Source organism: Streptomyces sp. NPDC002520, from assembly GCF_053595235.1.
Map to the genome: position 1 here is coordinate 1 of NZ_JBSFXG010000051.1, position 14,186 is coordinate 14,186.

A 14,186-nucleotide genomic window follows, 5' to 3' on the forward strand; every position below is an offset into this window, starting at 1 on the left:
CGCGCGCTCTGGGGGTCGGCGCGGTCCGCGGGCGGGCGCCCCCCCCCCCCCCCCCGCAATCCCCCGCCCTGCCCCGCCTTCCCCGGGGGGGGGCGCCCGGAACCAGTTCCGGGCGCCCCCCTCGTCGTATGCGTACGCGGGACCTCAGCGGGCCTTCGGGCCGCCGCCCTTCGGCATCCGCGCGCCCTTGGGCATCGGGCCCTTGGGCACCGGCATGTTGCTCATCAGGTCGCCCATGGCGCGCAGCCGGTCGTTGGCGGCGGTCACCTGGGGGCCGGTGAGCACGCGCGGGTACTTCAGCATGGTCGTGCGCAGCTTCTTCAGCGCGATCTGGCCCTCGCCGTTGCCGACGATCACGTCGTGCACCGGGACGTCCGCCACGATGCGGTTCATCTTCTTCTTCTCGGCGGCCAGCAGGCTCTTCACCCGGTTCGGGTTGCCCTCGGCGACCAGCACGATGCCGGCCTTGCCGACCGCGCGGTGCACCACGTCCTGGCTGCGGTTCATCGCCACCGCCGGGGTGGTCGTCCAGCCCCGGCCGATGTTGTCCAGGACCGCGGCGGCCGCGCCCGGCTGGCCCTCCATCTGACCGAAGGCGGCCCGCTCGGCCCGGCGGCCGAACACGATCGCCGACGCCAGCAGCGCGACCAGCAGACCGAAGATGCCCAGATAGACCGGGTGACCGATCAAGAAGCCGATCGCGAGGAAGACACCGAGGGTGCCGATGCCGACGGCCGCGAGTACAAGACCGATCTTCTTGTCGGCCTTGCGGGTCATCTTGTACGTGAGAGCGATCTGCTTCAGTCGCCCTGCGTTCGCGGCGTCCGCCGCGGGTTCCTTCCTCGCCATGCCACGAAGTCTACGTGGCCCCCGGAGCGCCCACGACGGCAGTGCCGTGTCGGGGGCGGAAGGGGAGGCGGCGGGGGTACGGGGGTCGGGGTGGGGTCAGGAGCGGGTGGTCGCCTGCTCCAGCACGCGCTGCGCCTCGACCCTGTCCTTGGCGCGGCGGCGGTCCTCCAGCACGGAGGTCCAGGCGTTACGGCGGGCGGTGCGCTGGCCGCTGCTCATGAGCAGCGACTCGACGGCGCGGAGGGCGCCGGTGAAGGTCGGGATGGCGGTGGCGCGAACGGGCGCGGCCTGCATGGTCGAGGTCCCCCTCGGTTCGGGTCTACGTCGTGTGATACCAGGGTCACTCATTGGTGTTACCAGGGCGTGACCGACCGGTCAAACGCCAATGAAACCTTTATAGGGAGCGCGGAAACGCTGACGCGGCCCTGACGGTCGCCCTCATCTGCGAGGACGGTCAGGACCGCGTCGACTCGGCCACTACTGGCCAGTAGTAACTTGTGCGAGAATTCACACGCCTTGCTCACACCGCCTGGGCGGCGATGTACGTGCCACGCTTCTCGACAGCCATCCGGTAGAGGCGCCCGGCGCGGTACGAGGACCGCACCAGCGGGCCGGACATCACACCGGAGAAGCCGATCTGCTCGGCCTCCTCCTTCAGCTCCACGAACTCCTGCGGCTTCACCCAGCGCTCCACCGGGTGGTGGCGCACGGAGGGGCGCAGGTACTGGGTGATGGTGACCAGCTCGCAGCCCGCGTCGTGCAGCTGCTTCAGCGCCTCGCCGACCTCCTCGCGGGTCTCGCCCATGCCGAGGATCAGGTTGGACTTGGTGACCAGGCCGAAGTCGCGGGCCTCTGTGATGACCTTCAGGGAGCGCTCGTAGCGGAAGCCGGGGCGGATCCGCTTGAAGATCCGGGGGACCGTCTCGACGTTGTGCGCGAAGACCTCGGGGCGGGACTCGAAGACCTCGGCCAGCTGCTCCGGGACCGCGTTGAAGTCGGGGGCCAGCAGCTCCACCTTCGTGCGGCCGGCCTCGCGGGCCGCGGTCTGCCGGTGGATCTGGCGCACGGTCTCCGCGTACAGCCAGGCGCCGCCGTCCTCCAGGTCGTCGCGGGCGACGCCGGTGATGGTGGCGTAGTTCAGGTCCATCGTGACAACGGACTCGCCGACGCGGCGCGGCTCGTCGCGGTCGAGCGCCTCGGGCTTGCCGGTGTCGATCTGGCAGAAGTCACAGCGCCGGGTGCACTGGTCGCCGCCGATGAGGAAGGTCGCCTCGCGGTCCTCCCAGCACTCGTAGATGTTCGGGCAGCCGGCTTCCTGGCAGACCGTGTGCAGCCCCTCGCTCTTCACGAGGCTCTGCATCTTCGTGTACTCGGGGCCCATTTTCGCCCGGGTCTTGATCCACTCGGGCTTGCGCTCGATGGGGGTCTGGCTGTTGCGGACCTCCAGGCGCAGCATCTTGCGTCCGTCGGGTGTGACTGCGGACACGACCGGCTCCCTGCTGATTGCTTAGACGTGGTCTTCGATTCTTCGGCGTACATCAGGGTACGCCCGTGCTAATTGAGCCCTACCTGTGAGGCCGACCAGGGACCCGCAGGGCGCATTCCTGACGTCAGGCGGACGCCTTCTCGATCACGCGAGGCTTGAGGTCCGCGTTCTCCAGGATGTCCTTCAGGTGTTTCTCCACGACCGGCAGGACCTCCTCGACCGTGATGTCCCGGCCCAGCTCGCTTGCGAGCGAGGCGACGCCCGCGTCGCGGATGCCGCACGGGATGATCCGGTCGAACCAGCGGTTGTCCGGGTTCACGTTGAAGGAGAAGCCGTGCATCGTGACGCCCTTGGCGACGCGGATGCCGATCGCGGCGATCTTGCGGTCCTCGCGGCGCTGCCCGGCGTTGGAGGGGGCGTACTCCGGCCCGTTCAGGCGGGGGTCGAACTCCTCGTCGTTCAGGCGGGGGTCGAGGTCCAGGGAGAGTCCGCCGAGGGCGGGGCGCCGCTCGACCGGGTCGCCCAGCACCCAGACCCCGCTGCGGCCCTCGACCCGGGTGGTCTCGACGCCGTACTCGGCGCAGGTGCGGATGAGCGCCTCCTCCAGGCGGCGCACGTGCGCGACCACGTCCACCGGGCGGGGCAGCTTCTGGATCGGGTAGCCCACCAGCTGACCGGGGCCGTGCCAGGTGATCTTGCCGCCGCGGTCCACGTCGACGACCGGGGTGCCGTCGAGGGGGCGCTCGCTGTCCTCGGTGCGGCGGCCCGCCGTGTACACCGGGGGGTGCTCCAGCAGCAGCACGGTGTCGGAGATCTCGTCGGCGAACCGGGCCGCGTGGATCCGGCGCTGCTCGTCCCACGCCTCCTGGTACTCGACGGCATCCGCACCGAACCCCATGCGGACGAACCGCAACTCACTCACGGCAAGCGCCTCCCTTGGCATTCCGTGGCACCCCCGGTCTCCCGGTGATGGGTGTGTCAGGCACGTATCGCGCCCACGCCACTGTACGTCCGACCGGACCGCGTCAGCCCAGCAGGCAATCCTCACACGATCGGATGAATGCACGGGGAAGGGTGCGACCGGACGCTCACTCTCCGCTACATTCGCGCCGTTCATGAGGCCAAAAGGGCTGCTCACGGGCAATCCGGCACCTCAGAGGCCTGGAAGGCAGGAGACCGCACCGCAGATGACGGACCGACCCGCGCAGCGCACCCCCAACCGCCAGCTCGCCGCGCTCATCGCAGAGGCGGGGTTCTCCAACGCGGGTCTGGCCCGTCGCGTCGACCAGCTCGGCCTGGAGCACGGGCTGGATCTCAGATACGACAAGACGTCCGTCACCCGCTGGCTGCGCGGGCAGCAGCCCAGAGGCACGACACCGGCCCTCATCGCCGAGGTGTTCACCCGCCGGCTCGGGCGCCGGCTCACGGCCCAGGACCTCGGACTGGACGCCTGTGCGCCGGTGTACGCCGGGCTGGAGTTCGCGGCGACCCCCGAGGAGGCCGTCGACATCGTCAGCGGGCTGTGGCGCAAGGACTCCGGCAGCCATGTCGAGCTGCGCAAGATCGCCTTCACCCCGGCCGGGCTCGTCGTGCCCAGCCGGGACTGGCTGATCGGCAAGCCCGACGACCGGGTGGCCCGCGAGGCGGTGCCCCGGGTGCCCGCCCAGGGCCGGACCGGCGCCGGCCGGGACCGGCCGGGCGCCAAGGACCGGCCCGAGGCCGTGCTCGCCCCGCCCCGCCCCCGCGGCCATGCCGAGCGCGCACCCGGGCACCGGGTCGGCGGCGGCGACATCGCCGCGCTGCGCTCGGTCGGGGAGCTGTTCCGCACCCTCGACGACCAGTACGGCGGCGGGCACGCGCGCCAGGCGCTGGTGCGCTATCTGGAGCACGAGTGCGAGCCGATGCTGCGCGGGGTGTACGGCGAGCAGACCGGCCGCCGCCTGTTCGCAGCGGCCGCCGACCTCACCCGCCTCGCCGGCTGGACGTCCTTCGACATCGCCGCGCACGGACTCGCCCAGCGCTACTTCGTGCAGGCCCTGCGGCTGGCCCAGGCGGCCGGGGACCGCACGTACGGCTCGTACGCGCTGGTCACCATGAGCCGCCAGGCCGTCCACCTCGGGCACGGCAGGGAGGCCGTGCAGCTGGCGCGGGTCGCGCAGCAGGGGGTCGGCACCGGCGCGCCCCCGGTCGTGCAGGCGCTGCTGCACACCGCCGAGGCGCGGGCGCACGGTGTGCTCGGCGAGGTGCGGGCGTGCACGAGCGCCCTGGTGCGGGCCGAGCGCGCCCTGGAGGCGGCGGGGCCCGGGGACGAGGTGCCGTACTGGGCGCGCTTCGTCGACGAGGCGCAGCTGGCCGGCGAGTTCGCGCACTGCCACCGCGACCTGCAGCAGTACCGGGCCGCCGCCCAGCACGCGGAACGCTCCCTCCAGCTGCGCGCCCCCTCCTACGCCCGCAGCCGGCTCTTCTGCCGTGTCGTCCTCGCCACCGCCTGCCTTGGCCTCGGCGAACTCGACCAGGCCTGCGCCCTGGCGGCCGAGGCCGCGGGCCAGGCCGCCGAGATGCGCTCCGCGCGGGCGCACGAGTACCTGAGGGACTTCGAGCGCCGCTTGGAGCCGTACAAGGACGCGGCACCGGTGCGGGGGTATCGCGAGAAGGTCGCGGCTCTCGGGTGAGGGGGCCGTGCGGCGCTTGAGCCGTCGCGGGTGGCGGTCGTTCGCCGGGTGACACGTCGTCGTGGCTCGACGTGCCCCCGGCGGAGCCGCATGTCGGATGGGGCCCGCGCCCCTTTCGGGGCGCTTCCTCCGGGGGCTTCTTCCGGGGCTTTATGCCGCCTTCGGCAAGGTCGGGGTCGGGTCCGCGTGCCGCATCGGGGTTGTCGCGGCCAGATCGCGCAGGATGGCGGTCGTGGCGCGGTGGGCGGAGTGGAGGGCGCCCTGGACGGTGCTGGTGTCGCGGTGGTCGCCGCAGACGTAGAGGCCGGCCAGAAGGCGTACGGGGCGGCGCAGGTCGTGCGGGGGGCGCATCGTGGGGACGGCCTCGGGGGTGTGGTGGACGGCCAGCGTCTCCCAGCGCCGCGTCGAGGTGCCGTAGAGCCGGGAGAGGTGGATGCGTACCGCGGTGTCGAGGTCCTCGGGCGGGCGGCCGAGCACGGTCGAGGAGATCAGCAGCCGCCCGGCGGGCGCCCGGCTGGGGTCGACGGAGCTGAGCACGGCCGTGTGGGCCACCGGTCCGCCACGGTCGGCGTCCAGGAGCAGCGACGTGTCCGCGCAGAGTGCCGGGCCCTGGTCGTCCGTGGTGTGGTGGACGACCGTCACCGGGTGGAAGTCCGGCACCCGCAGGCCCGGCAGCAGCTCGGCCGCCGCCCGCGCGTCGGTCGCCAGCAGCACCGCACGGCAGCGGATCACCCCGTGCTCGGCGGTGGTCACCGAGGTCGTGGACACGGAGGTGACCCGCACCCCGGTGTGCACGGTGCTGGGCGGCAGCGCTCCGGCCAGCAGCTCCGGCAGCGCCTCGGCACCCCCCTCCGGCACGCACAGCCGCCCGCTCGCGAACGAGCGCAGCGCCAGGTCGGCGCACCGGCTGGACGTGCTCAGCTCGGGGTCGCAGAGCAGCGCGGTGAGCAACGGGCGCAGGAAGCCCTCGATGGTGCGGGCGGGCAACCCGTGTGCCGCCAGAGCCTGCGCGGCGGGCAACTCCGGTCGGGACAGCAGGCGTTCGACGGGCGTGGCCGCGATCCGGCCCAGCGCGGTGCCGAGCCGGGCCTGGTCGACGGCGCCGCCCACCGGCGCACTCACCCGCCCCGGGGACGCCGCCGGCCCCCTGGGGGCGCTCGCAAGAGCGCGCGCCACATGGAGTGCGCCCCTTGCGCTCCCTCTGGCCGCCGGGGCGCCCGCACGGTGCCTGCGCCCGTCGTGGTGCAGCAGGACGCCGGGGGCGAAGCGGCGCAGGGCGAGCGACTCGAGCCCCGGGGTCAGGCCGAGTTCGGGATAGGACGTGGACAGCAACTGCCCGATGCGGTCGAGCCGGAAGCCGTCGACCTTCTCGGTCGACATACGGCCGCCCGGGTACGGGGCGGCCTCCAGGACTGCGGTGGTTACTCCTGCGCTGGTGAGCCGACGGGCCGCCGAGAGTCCGGCGATCCCGGCTCCCACGATGACGACGTCCACCTGGTACGCGGGCTCAAGCACGAGGCCCCTCCTGTGGTTGCGCGGCCGGTGGAGACGTCATGCCCCCAACAGGCTCCAGGGATACTCGAGTTCGGCTCGAGGTTAGGTCCGTGATCGGCCAGGAGCAGTCGCGCATCAACAGGGCACGGTCGCATGGAGGTCGCATACGGTCACATATGCGCGCTCACGCCGCTGCGCGCACCGCATCCTCGATCCCCGGGAACGCGAACCGGAACCCCGACTCCGACAACCGCTTCGGCACCACCCGCTGGCTGCCGAGCACATCCCCGGCCATCTCGCCGAGCGCCGTCCGCAGCACCGGCGCCGGCACCGTGAACACCGTCGGCCGGTGCAGCACCCGCCCCATCGCCGCGGTGATCTCACGGTTCGTCAGCGGCTCGGGCGCGGTCAGGTTGAACGGCCCGGACAGCTCGTCGTGATCGATGAGATAACGGATCGCGGCGACCTCGTCCTGCAGCGCGATGTACGACCAGTACTGCCGGCCGTCCCCCAGGCGCCCCCCGAGCCCCGCCCGGAACAGCGGGAACAGCCGCCCCCAGGCCCCGCCCGACCGGGCCACCACCAGCCCGGTGCGCGGGAACACCGTGCGCACCCCCGCCTCCTCGGCGGGCGCGGCGGCCTCCTCCCACTCCACGCACACCGAGGCGAGGAAGCCGTCCCCGGGAGGCGTGTCCTCGTCCACGACCCGGTCACCGGTGTCGCCGTAGATGCCGATCGCGCTGCCGTTCACGAACACCCGCGGCGGTTCGGGCAGCGCGGCCACCGCCTCCGCCAGCGCCGCCGTGCCCAGCACCCGGCTGTCCCGGATCCGCCGCTTGTACTCCGGCGTCCAGCGGTGGTCGCCCACCCCGGCCCCGGCCAGATTGACCACCACGTCGCAGCCGGCCAGCCCCGCCATGTCCACGTAACTCCCCTCGGGATCCCAGCAGACCTCCTGCCCTCCTCGCGCCCCACGGCGGACCAGCCGCACCACCTCGTGCCCGTCGGCGGTCAGGGACCGCACCAGAGCGCTGCCGATCAGACCGGACGCACCCGCCACCGCGACTCTTGAACGCTGCATGACCCCAGCATGCGCGCGCAGGCCCCGGGTTCCGTGGAAAACCGGGCGAGTGTCCGGGAACGGCCGCCGTAGAGTGATCGCCATGCCCGAGCCGTACATACGCGTCGCCGTGGACGACGACGAACCGGAACTGTCCGCCCTCGACCGCGCCACATGGTCCACCCTGCACGCGGTGACGCCCGAGCCGCAGCCGCCGTACACGCCGTTGTTCGACGAGAGCCATCCGCCGGCCGACTTCCTCGTCGCCGCACTCGACGAGGGCATCGCCGGATACATCCGCCTCGCCCACCCCACCCGGCTCGCCTCGAACACGCACGTCCTGTCGATCCAGGGGTTCGCCGTCGCCGAGACGGCACGCGGCCTGGGCGTCGGGCGGCGGCTGATCCGGGCCGCCGTCGACGAGGCACGCCGGCGCGGGGCCCGACGACTCACCCTGCGCGTGCTCGGCCACAACACCCCGGCCCGCAAGCTGTACGAGTCCGAGGGGTTCGTCGTCGAGGGAATCCAGCCGGAGGAGTTCTTCCTGGCCGGCGCCTACGTCGACGACGTGCTCATGGGCCGCTCTCTGTAAGCCCGACGGCGACGCGTCGCGAGGCTCGGCTCCTACGACGTCACCAGCTCGCCCGTGTCCACCGGCGCCGTGGCCGTCGCCGCCCGCGTGGCGTCGTCCGCCACCTCGTCCGCCGTGAGCGCGTACCCCGTCTCGGAGTCCGTGGTGGAGCGGGCGAAGACCACGCCGAACACCCGGCCGCCGGTGGTCAGCAGCGGGCCGCCGGAGTTGCCCGGCCGGACCGTCGAGCGGATGGAGTAGATCTCCCGGGTGACCGTGCCGTCGTTGTAGATGTTCTGGCCGGTCGCCCGCACCCGGTTGCCCACCGTCGCCGCCTGGAGGTTCAGGCTGCCGTCCTGCGGATAGCCCGCGACCACCGCCGCCTGGCCGCGGCTCGCGAGACCGTCGAACCGCAGCACGGGGGCGCGCAGCCGGGGCACGTACAGCACCGCCACGTCCCGGGCGGGGTCGAAGAGCACCACCCGCGCCTCGTACGACCGCCCGACCCCGCCCACCCGCACGCTCGGGTCGTCGATGCCGGCCACCACGTGCGCGTTCGTCATCACGTGCTGCGGCGCGTAGACGAAGCCGCTGCCCTCGCGGCCCTCGGTCCCGGAGGCACCCTCGATCTTCACCGTGCTCAGCCTGGCCGCCTGCGTCGCCTCCGCCGTGACGCTGTCGCCGGAGGGCTTGGCCACCTGGGCCGTCGACTCGTTCTCGAACGGGTTGAAGACCTGCGGGAACCCCGCCTCGGTCAGCGCGGAGGTGGCCCGCGAGAACCACGTCGGCGTCGTCTCCGGCATCGTCCGCTGCACCGCGCCGAGCAGCGCCGAGTTCCGGATCTGCGTCGTCAGCGTCTGGGACGGCGCCGCCCCCAGCACGCTCGCCGCGACCCAGGCCACGATCAGTACGGCGACCGTGTTGGCCGCCGCGCCCCCGATCCCGTCCGCCACCCGCAGCGGACCCCGGCCGGCCCGGTCCAGCTCATGGCGCAGCCGCAGCGCCAGCCGGCCCGCCAGCTCGTGCCCCACCATGCCCGGCACCAGCACCGTCAGCACGGCCAGCACCGTCGCCGTCGCCGAGCCGCGCGTCGCCAGCCCGGTCACCCAGGGCAGCGCCCACACGCCGATGACCGCGCCGCCCACGAACCCGGCCAGCGACACGCATCCGGCCACCAGCCCACGCCGGTAGCCGGACGCCGCGTAGAGGACGAGCACCAGTACGAGCACCAGGTCGAGCAGGTCCACGGAGCCGCCTTTCTCTCGGACCCTCCAGTACGGGCGGGACAGGCCCGATGATCAGTCATGCGCTCCGAAGCGGCCACCCGGGGCCGTGCGGTGCACGAGTGCGTGTATCTCCAGAAACGTCCTGCACCTGGGGGATGGTTCCGCCAGGTGGCACGTCACACGTCGCGAACGGGGCGGACCGGTCCGAGAGTGGGCGCATGCGTCTCATGCGAGGGCCCGGACCACGCAAGTGGCGAGCCGTGCCCCTACCCGTGCCCCGTCCCGTCCTCGTCCTGCTCGGCAGTCTGCCCGGCCTGGCCGCCGTTCTCGCACTGATCCTGAGCGCCCAGGGCTACGAGAGCACCGACACCGCCCAGGTCGCCCGGCCCGCCCCCGCCCAGGCCGCGACGCCGCACCGCGCGGCCCGCCCGGTCATCGTGCCGCGCTCCTCCTGGCTGGACAGCACCACCCAGCGCACCCAGCCGCCGCCGCGCTACGACGACAAGGTGATCGCCGTCTTCGTCCACCACACCGACTCGCCCAACGGCTACGACTGCGCCGACACACCGCGCATCATCCGCTCCCTGTACTCGGGCCAGACCGGCGCCCGCGACTGGGACGACATCGGCTACAACTTCCTCGTCGACCGCTGCGGCACCATCTACGAGGGCCGCGCCGGAGGTACCGAGCTGGCCGTCACCGGCGCCCACACCCAGGGCTTCAACCACCGCACCGCCGGCATCGCGGCCCTCGGCACCTTCACCGCGGGCGTCCCCGTGCCCCGGGCCATGACCGACGCGATCGCCCGCGTCGCCGCCTGGAAACTGGGCCTCGCCGACATCGACCCGCGCGCCGGCGTCCGCCTCGTCTCCAGCAACGGCCTCAGCCGCTACAAGGCCGGCACCACCGCCACCCTGCTCGCCGTCTCCGGCCACAACGACGGCTACCCGACCAGCTGCCCCGGCGCCGCCCTGAGCGCCCGGCTGCCCTCCATCCGGGAGGCCGCGGCCCGGCTGCAGGGCCGTCTCCCCCCGACACCGGCCCGTCCCCGGACGCCCGCGGCGGGCACCCGGCCGCCGGCACCGGCGGTCGGTGACGGCACACCCACAGTGGACCCCCGGTCGAACGCGGACATTCCCCTGACGACCACGACGACGCCCCAGATGCCCGCGGCCAGTCCCGGGACGCCCATGCCGAAGCCCCTGCCGGAGTCGGTCCTCACCCCGCTTCCAGCCGGCGGCGTCAGTCCCTGAAGCGCTCCCACAGCCGGGGATACCGCTCGGCGAGCACCCGGTCGTTCTCCAGGTCGACCGGTGTGCCCTCCGGTTCCGAGGGGGCCGGGGCGATGCCCAGATCCGGGGCGACGGTCCCGGTGAGCTGCTCGTACGCCTCGTCGGCGGCGTAGCCCAGCTCCTCGCCGTCCCCGTCGATCTCCTCGTCGAAGTCGTCCAGCAGGTCGGCGAGGGCGTCCGGGTCGTGCAGGGCGCCCTCGAAGACCTCCCGGCCGGCGCCGATCAGCCAGCAGCGGAAGAAGTCGAACGCGTCGTCGCTGGCCCCGTCCAGCAGCACCCAGGCGGCACCCCACAGGTCCCAGCGGTAGGCGCGGTTGTAGCGGGCCTCGAAGTGACGGGCGAAGTCCAGGACCATCTCCGGGTCCAGCTGGAGCAGCCGGTCGACCAGCAGGTCCGCCTGCTCCTCGGGGTCGCCCTCGGCGGCCTCGCGGGTGGCGTCGATCAGCGCCCAGAACTCCGTCTCGTCCATCACGGGACCAGCATCGGGCCTGAGCCGGTGGGCCGCACGTGGAGTGCGCCGGAGTGCGGCGGATCGTTATCAGGTGTCCGTACGTCCGTACAGCACCGACGGAACCGACGGCGAAGAGGGGGTACGGCGGCTGCCGTACCCCCTCACCGGACCTGGACGGTCACAGCCCGTACTTGTCCCGGGCCTCCTTCACCGCCGTGGCCTTGATCTCGCCGCGCCTGGCGAGCTGGGCCAGGGCGGCGACGACGATCGACTCGGCGTCGACACCGAAGTGGCGGCGGGCGGCCTCGCGGGTGTCGGAGAGGCCGAAGCCGTCCGCGCCCAGCGAGGACCAGTCCTGCTCGACCCACTGCGCGATCTGGTCCGGGACCTGGCGCATGTAGTCGGAGACGGCGAGGACCGGGCCCTCGGCGCCCTGCAGGGCCTGGCGGACGTACGGCACGCGCTCCTCGCCGCGCAGCAGGGCCGCGTCGGCCTCCAGGGCGTCCCGGCGCAGCTCCGACCAGGAGGTCGCGGACCACACGTCGGCGGCCACACCCCAGTCGTCGGCGAGCAGCTTCTGCGCCTGAAGGGCCCAGTGGATCGCCGTACCGGAGCTCAGCAGTTGGATGCGCGGGGCGTTGGCGGCGGCGGTGACGCCGGCGGACTCCGCCGTGTTGAAGCGGTACAGACCCTTGACGATGCCCTCGTCGATGCCGAGCCCGGCCGGCTTGGCCGGCTGCGGCATCGGCTCGTTGTAGACCGTCAGGTAGTAGAAGACGTTCTGGTCCTCGCCCGGCCTGGCTTCGCCGTACATCCGGCGCAGACCCTCACGGACGATCACCGCGATCTCGTAGGCGAACGCGGGGTCGTACGTCAGCGCCGCCGGGTTGGTGGCCGCGATCACCGGGGAGTGGCCGTCGGCGTGCTGGAGGCCCTCGCCGGTCAGGGTCGTACGGCCGGCGGTCGCGCCGACGAGGAAGCCGCGGCCGAGCTGGTCGCCGAGCTGCCACATCTGGTCGGCCGTGCGCTGCCAGCCGAACATCGAGTAGAAGATGTAGAACGGGATCATCGCCTCGCCGTGCGTCGCGTACGCGCTGGACGCGGCGATGAAGTCGGCCATCGAACCGGCCTCGGTGATCCCCTCGTTGAGGATCTGACCGTTCTTGGCCTCCTTGTAGTACATCAGCTGGTCGCGGTCGACCGGCTCGTACGTCTGGCCCTTCGGCGAGTAGATGCCGAGGGACGGGAAGAGGCTCTCCATACCGAAGGTGCGCGCCTCGTCGGGGACGATCGGCACCCAGCGCTTGCCCGTCTCCTTGTCGCGGACCAGGTCCTTGACGAGGCGGACGAAGGCCATGGTGGTGGCCACGTTCTGCGAGCCGGAGCCCTTGTCGAAGGAGGCGAAGGCCTTCTCGGCGGGGGCGGGCAGCGGGGCCAGCGCGTGCGTACGACGGGCCGGGGCCGGGCCGCCGAGGGCCGCGCGGCGCTCCTGGAGGTAGCGGACCTCGGGGGAGTCGGCGCCCGGGTGGCCGTAAGGCACCACGCCGTCGACGAAGTCGCTGTCCTTGATCGGCAGGTCGAGCAGGTCCCGCATCGACTTGAACTCGTCCACCGTCAGCTTCTTCATCTGGTGGTTGGCGTTCTTCGACGCGAAGCCGTCGCCGAGGGTGTGGCCCTTGACCGTCTGGGCCAGGATCACGGTCGGCGCGCCCTTGTGCTCGACGGCGGCCTTGTACGCGGCGTAGACCTTGCGGGCCTCGTGACCACCGCGCGAGAGGTGGAAGCACTCGAGGATCTTGTCGTCGCTCAGCAGCTTCGCCATCTCGGCGAGCGCCGGGTCCTTGCCGAAGAAGTCGGCGCGGATGTAGGCGGCGTCGCGGGTCTGGTAGGTCTGGATCTGCGCGTCCGGTACCTCGCGCAGGCGGCGTACGAGCGCGCCCGTGGTGTCGAGGGCGAACAGCTCGTCCCAGGCGGTGCCCCACAGCGTCTTGACGACGTTCCAGCCGGCGCCGCGGAACTGGGCCTCCAGCTCCTGCACGATCTTGAAGTTGGCGCGGACCGGGCCGTCGAGGCGCTGCAGGTTGCAGTTGATGACGAAGGTGAGGTTGTCCAGCTCCTCACGGGCGGCGAGCGCGAGGGCCGCCGTCGACTCCGGCTCGTCCATCTCGCCGTCGCCGAGGAACGCCCACACGTGCGAGGCGGAGACGTCCTTGATGCCGCGGTTGGTGAGGTAGCGGTTGAAGCGCGCCTGGTAGATCGCCGACAGCGGGCCGAGGCCCATGGACACCGTCGGGAACTCCCACAGCCAGGGCAGCCGGCGCGGGTGCGGGTACGACGGCAGGCCGTTGCCGCCGGACTCCTGACGGAAGTTGTCCAGGTGGGCCTCGGTCAGGCGGCCGTCGAGGAAGGCGCGGGCGTAGATGCCGGGGGAGGCGTGGCCCTGGATGTACAGCTGGTCGCCGGAGCCGGCGGCCTCCTGGGATTCCTTGCCCTTGAAGAAGTGGTTGAAGCCGGTCTCGTAGAGCCAGGCCGCGGAGGCGAAGGTGGCGATGTGGCCGCCGACGCCGTGCTTGGCGCCGCGGGTCACCATGGCGGCCGCGTTCCAGCGGTTCCACCCGGTGATGCGGGCTTCCATCTCCGGGTCACCGGGCAGGCCCGGCTCGGCGGAGGTGGGGATGGTGTTGACGTAGTCGGTCTCGAGGAGCTTCGGCAGCGCGATGCCGCCCGCCTCGGCGCGCTCCAGCGTGCGCCGCATCAGGTATGCGGCGCGATGCGGCCCGGCCTCCCTCGTGACGGCGTCGAGAGAGGCCTGCCATTCGGCGGTCTCCTCCGGGTCGCGGTCCGGGAGCTGGTCGAGCGCGCTCGGCTGGATGGCCTTGGGGTCGGTCATGTCGCCGCCTTCCTCAGTCGAAGGGGTTCCCTCATGGGTAAAGGGGTCGGGGGTTGCCCTAGGTCTTTGGCAGGACAGGGCAGGCGGACTTCGGTGGCGGCGTCGATGTGCGACTCCGTCGCGTGTCCGTCGGTGACTCTAACTCCCTGATCGATGATCGATCAAAGGGTCGAAGGTCAAAAAGTCTCGATTCCG

11 protein-coding genes and 1 pseudogene are annotated in these 14,186 nt (G+C 72.3%); 3 read left to right on the forward strand and 9 right to left on the reverse strand.

What is annotated here, in order from left to right:
• Positions 1-144: 144 nt before the first annotated feature.
• The 4 genes from ACWD5D_RS40490 to lipB form a co-directional block, all read right to left on the reverse strand.
• Positions 145-849, reverse strand: a complete 705-nt coding sequence (locus tag ACWD5D_RS40490; protein ID WP_451377757.1) for a DUF4191 domain-containing protein — start codon at positions 847-849, stop codon at positions 145-147.
• Positions 850-945: 96 nt separating this feature from the next.
• Positions 946-1,143 carry an SCO2195 family GlnR-regulated protein gene (locus ACWD5D_RS40495; RefSeq protein WP_451377758.1) on the reverse strand — a complete coding sequence of 66 codons (198 nt, stop codon included), beginning with the start codon at positions 1,141-1,143 and terminating at the stop codon, positions 946-948.
• A gap of 226 nt (positions 1,144-1,369) precedes the next feature.
• The gene (gene lipA / locus ACWD5D_RS40500) at positions 1,370-2,335 is read right to left on the reverse strand and encodes a lipoyl synthase (protein ID WP_451377759.1); all 966 of its coding nucleotides are present in this window, start codon (positions 2,333-2,335) and stop codon (positions 1,370-1,372) included.
• A 124-nt stretch (positions 2,336-2,459) separates the two neighbouring features.
• Positions 2,460-3,257, reverse strand: coding sequence for a lipoyl(octanoyl) transferase LipB (gene lipB, locus ACWD5D_RS40505; protein ID WP_451377760.1), 798 nt, complete (start codon positions 3,255-3,257; stop codon positions 2,460-2,462).
• A gap of 265 nt (positions 3,258-3,522) precedes the next feature.
• Between lipB and ACWD5D_RS40510 the strand changes: the two genes are divergently transcribed.
• Complete coding sequence (locus ACWD5D_RS40510) at positions 3,523-5,007, forward strand: regulator (RefSeq protein ID WP_451377761.1); 1,485 nt, start codon at positions 3,523-3,525, stop codon at positions 5,005-5,007.
• Positions 5,008-5,157: 150 nt separating this feature from the next.
• Here the strand turns inward: ACWD5D_RS40510 and ACWD5D_RS40515 are convergent, their stop codons facing one another.
• Entirely contained in the window at positions 5,158-6,522 is a 1,365-nt protein-coding gene (locus ACWD5D_RS40515; RefSeq protein WP_451377762.1) for an NAD(P)/FAD-dependent oxidoreductase, read from the reverse strand.
• Positions 6,523-6,685: 163 nt separating this feature from the next.
• Entirely contained in the window at positions 6,686-7,582 is an 897-nt protein-coding gene (locus ACWD5D_RS40520) for a TIGR01777 family oxidoreductase (RefSeq protein WP_451377763.1), read from the reverse strand.
• Between the two features lie 82 nt (positions 7,583-7,664).
• On the opposite strand from ACWD5D_RS40520, the gene ACWD5D_RS40525 reads away from it, so the two are divergent.
• Positions 7,665-8,153: an N-acetyltransferase family protein gene (locus ACWD5D_RS40525; protein WP_451377764.1), complete on the forward strand. Its 489-nt coding sequence runs from the start codon at positions 7,665-7,667 to the stop codon at positions 8,151-8,153.
• 32 nt (positions 8,154-8,185) lie between these two features.
• Here ACWD5D_RS40525 and ACWD5D_RS40530 read toward each other — a convergent pair whose 3' ends face one another.
• Complete coding sequence (locus ACWD5D_RS40530; protein WP_451377765.1) at positions 8,186-9,379, reverse strand: MarP family serine protease; 1,194 nt, start codon at positions 9,377-9,379, stop codon at positions 8,186-8,188.
• Between the two features lie 206 nt (positions 9,380-9,585).
• On the opposite strand from ACWD5D_RS40530, the pseudogene ACWD5D_RS40535 reads away from it, so the two are divergent.
• Positions 9,586-10,383 (forward strand): annotated as a pseudogene (locus ACWD5D_RS40535) (peptidoglycan recognition protein family protein); the annotation flags it as partial.
• A gap of 217 nt (positions 10,384-10,600) precedes the next feature.
• Here the strand turns inward: ACWD5D_RS40535 and ACWD5D_RS40540 are convergent.
• Both ACWD5D_RS40540 and aceE read right to left on the reverse strand, forming a co-directional pair.
• Positions 10,601-11,119, reverse strand: coding sequence for a DUF4240 domain-containing protein (locus ACWD5D_RS40540; RefSeq protein ID WP_451377793.1), 519 nt, complete (start codon positions 11,117-11,119; stop codon positions 10,601-10,603).
• A 160-nt stretch (positions 11,120-11,279) separates the two neighbouring features.
• A complete protein-coding gene (gene aceE / locus ACWD5D_RS40545) occupies positions 11,280-13,991 on the reverse strand; it encodes a pyruvate dehydrogenase (acetyl-transferring), homodimeric type (RefSeq protein WP_451377766.1) in 2,712 nt (903 codons plus the stop codon).
• Positions 13,992-14,186 lie beyond the last annotated feature (195 nt).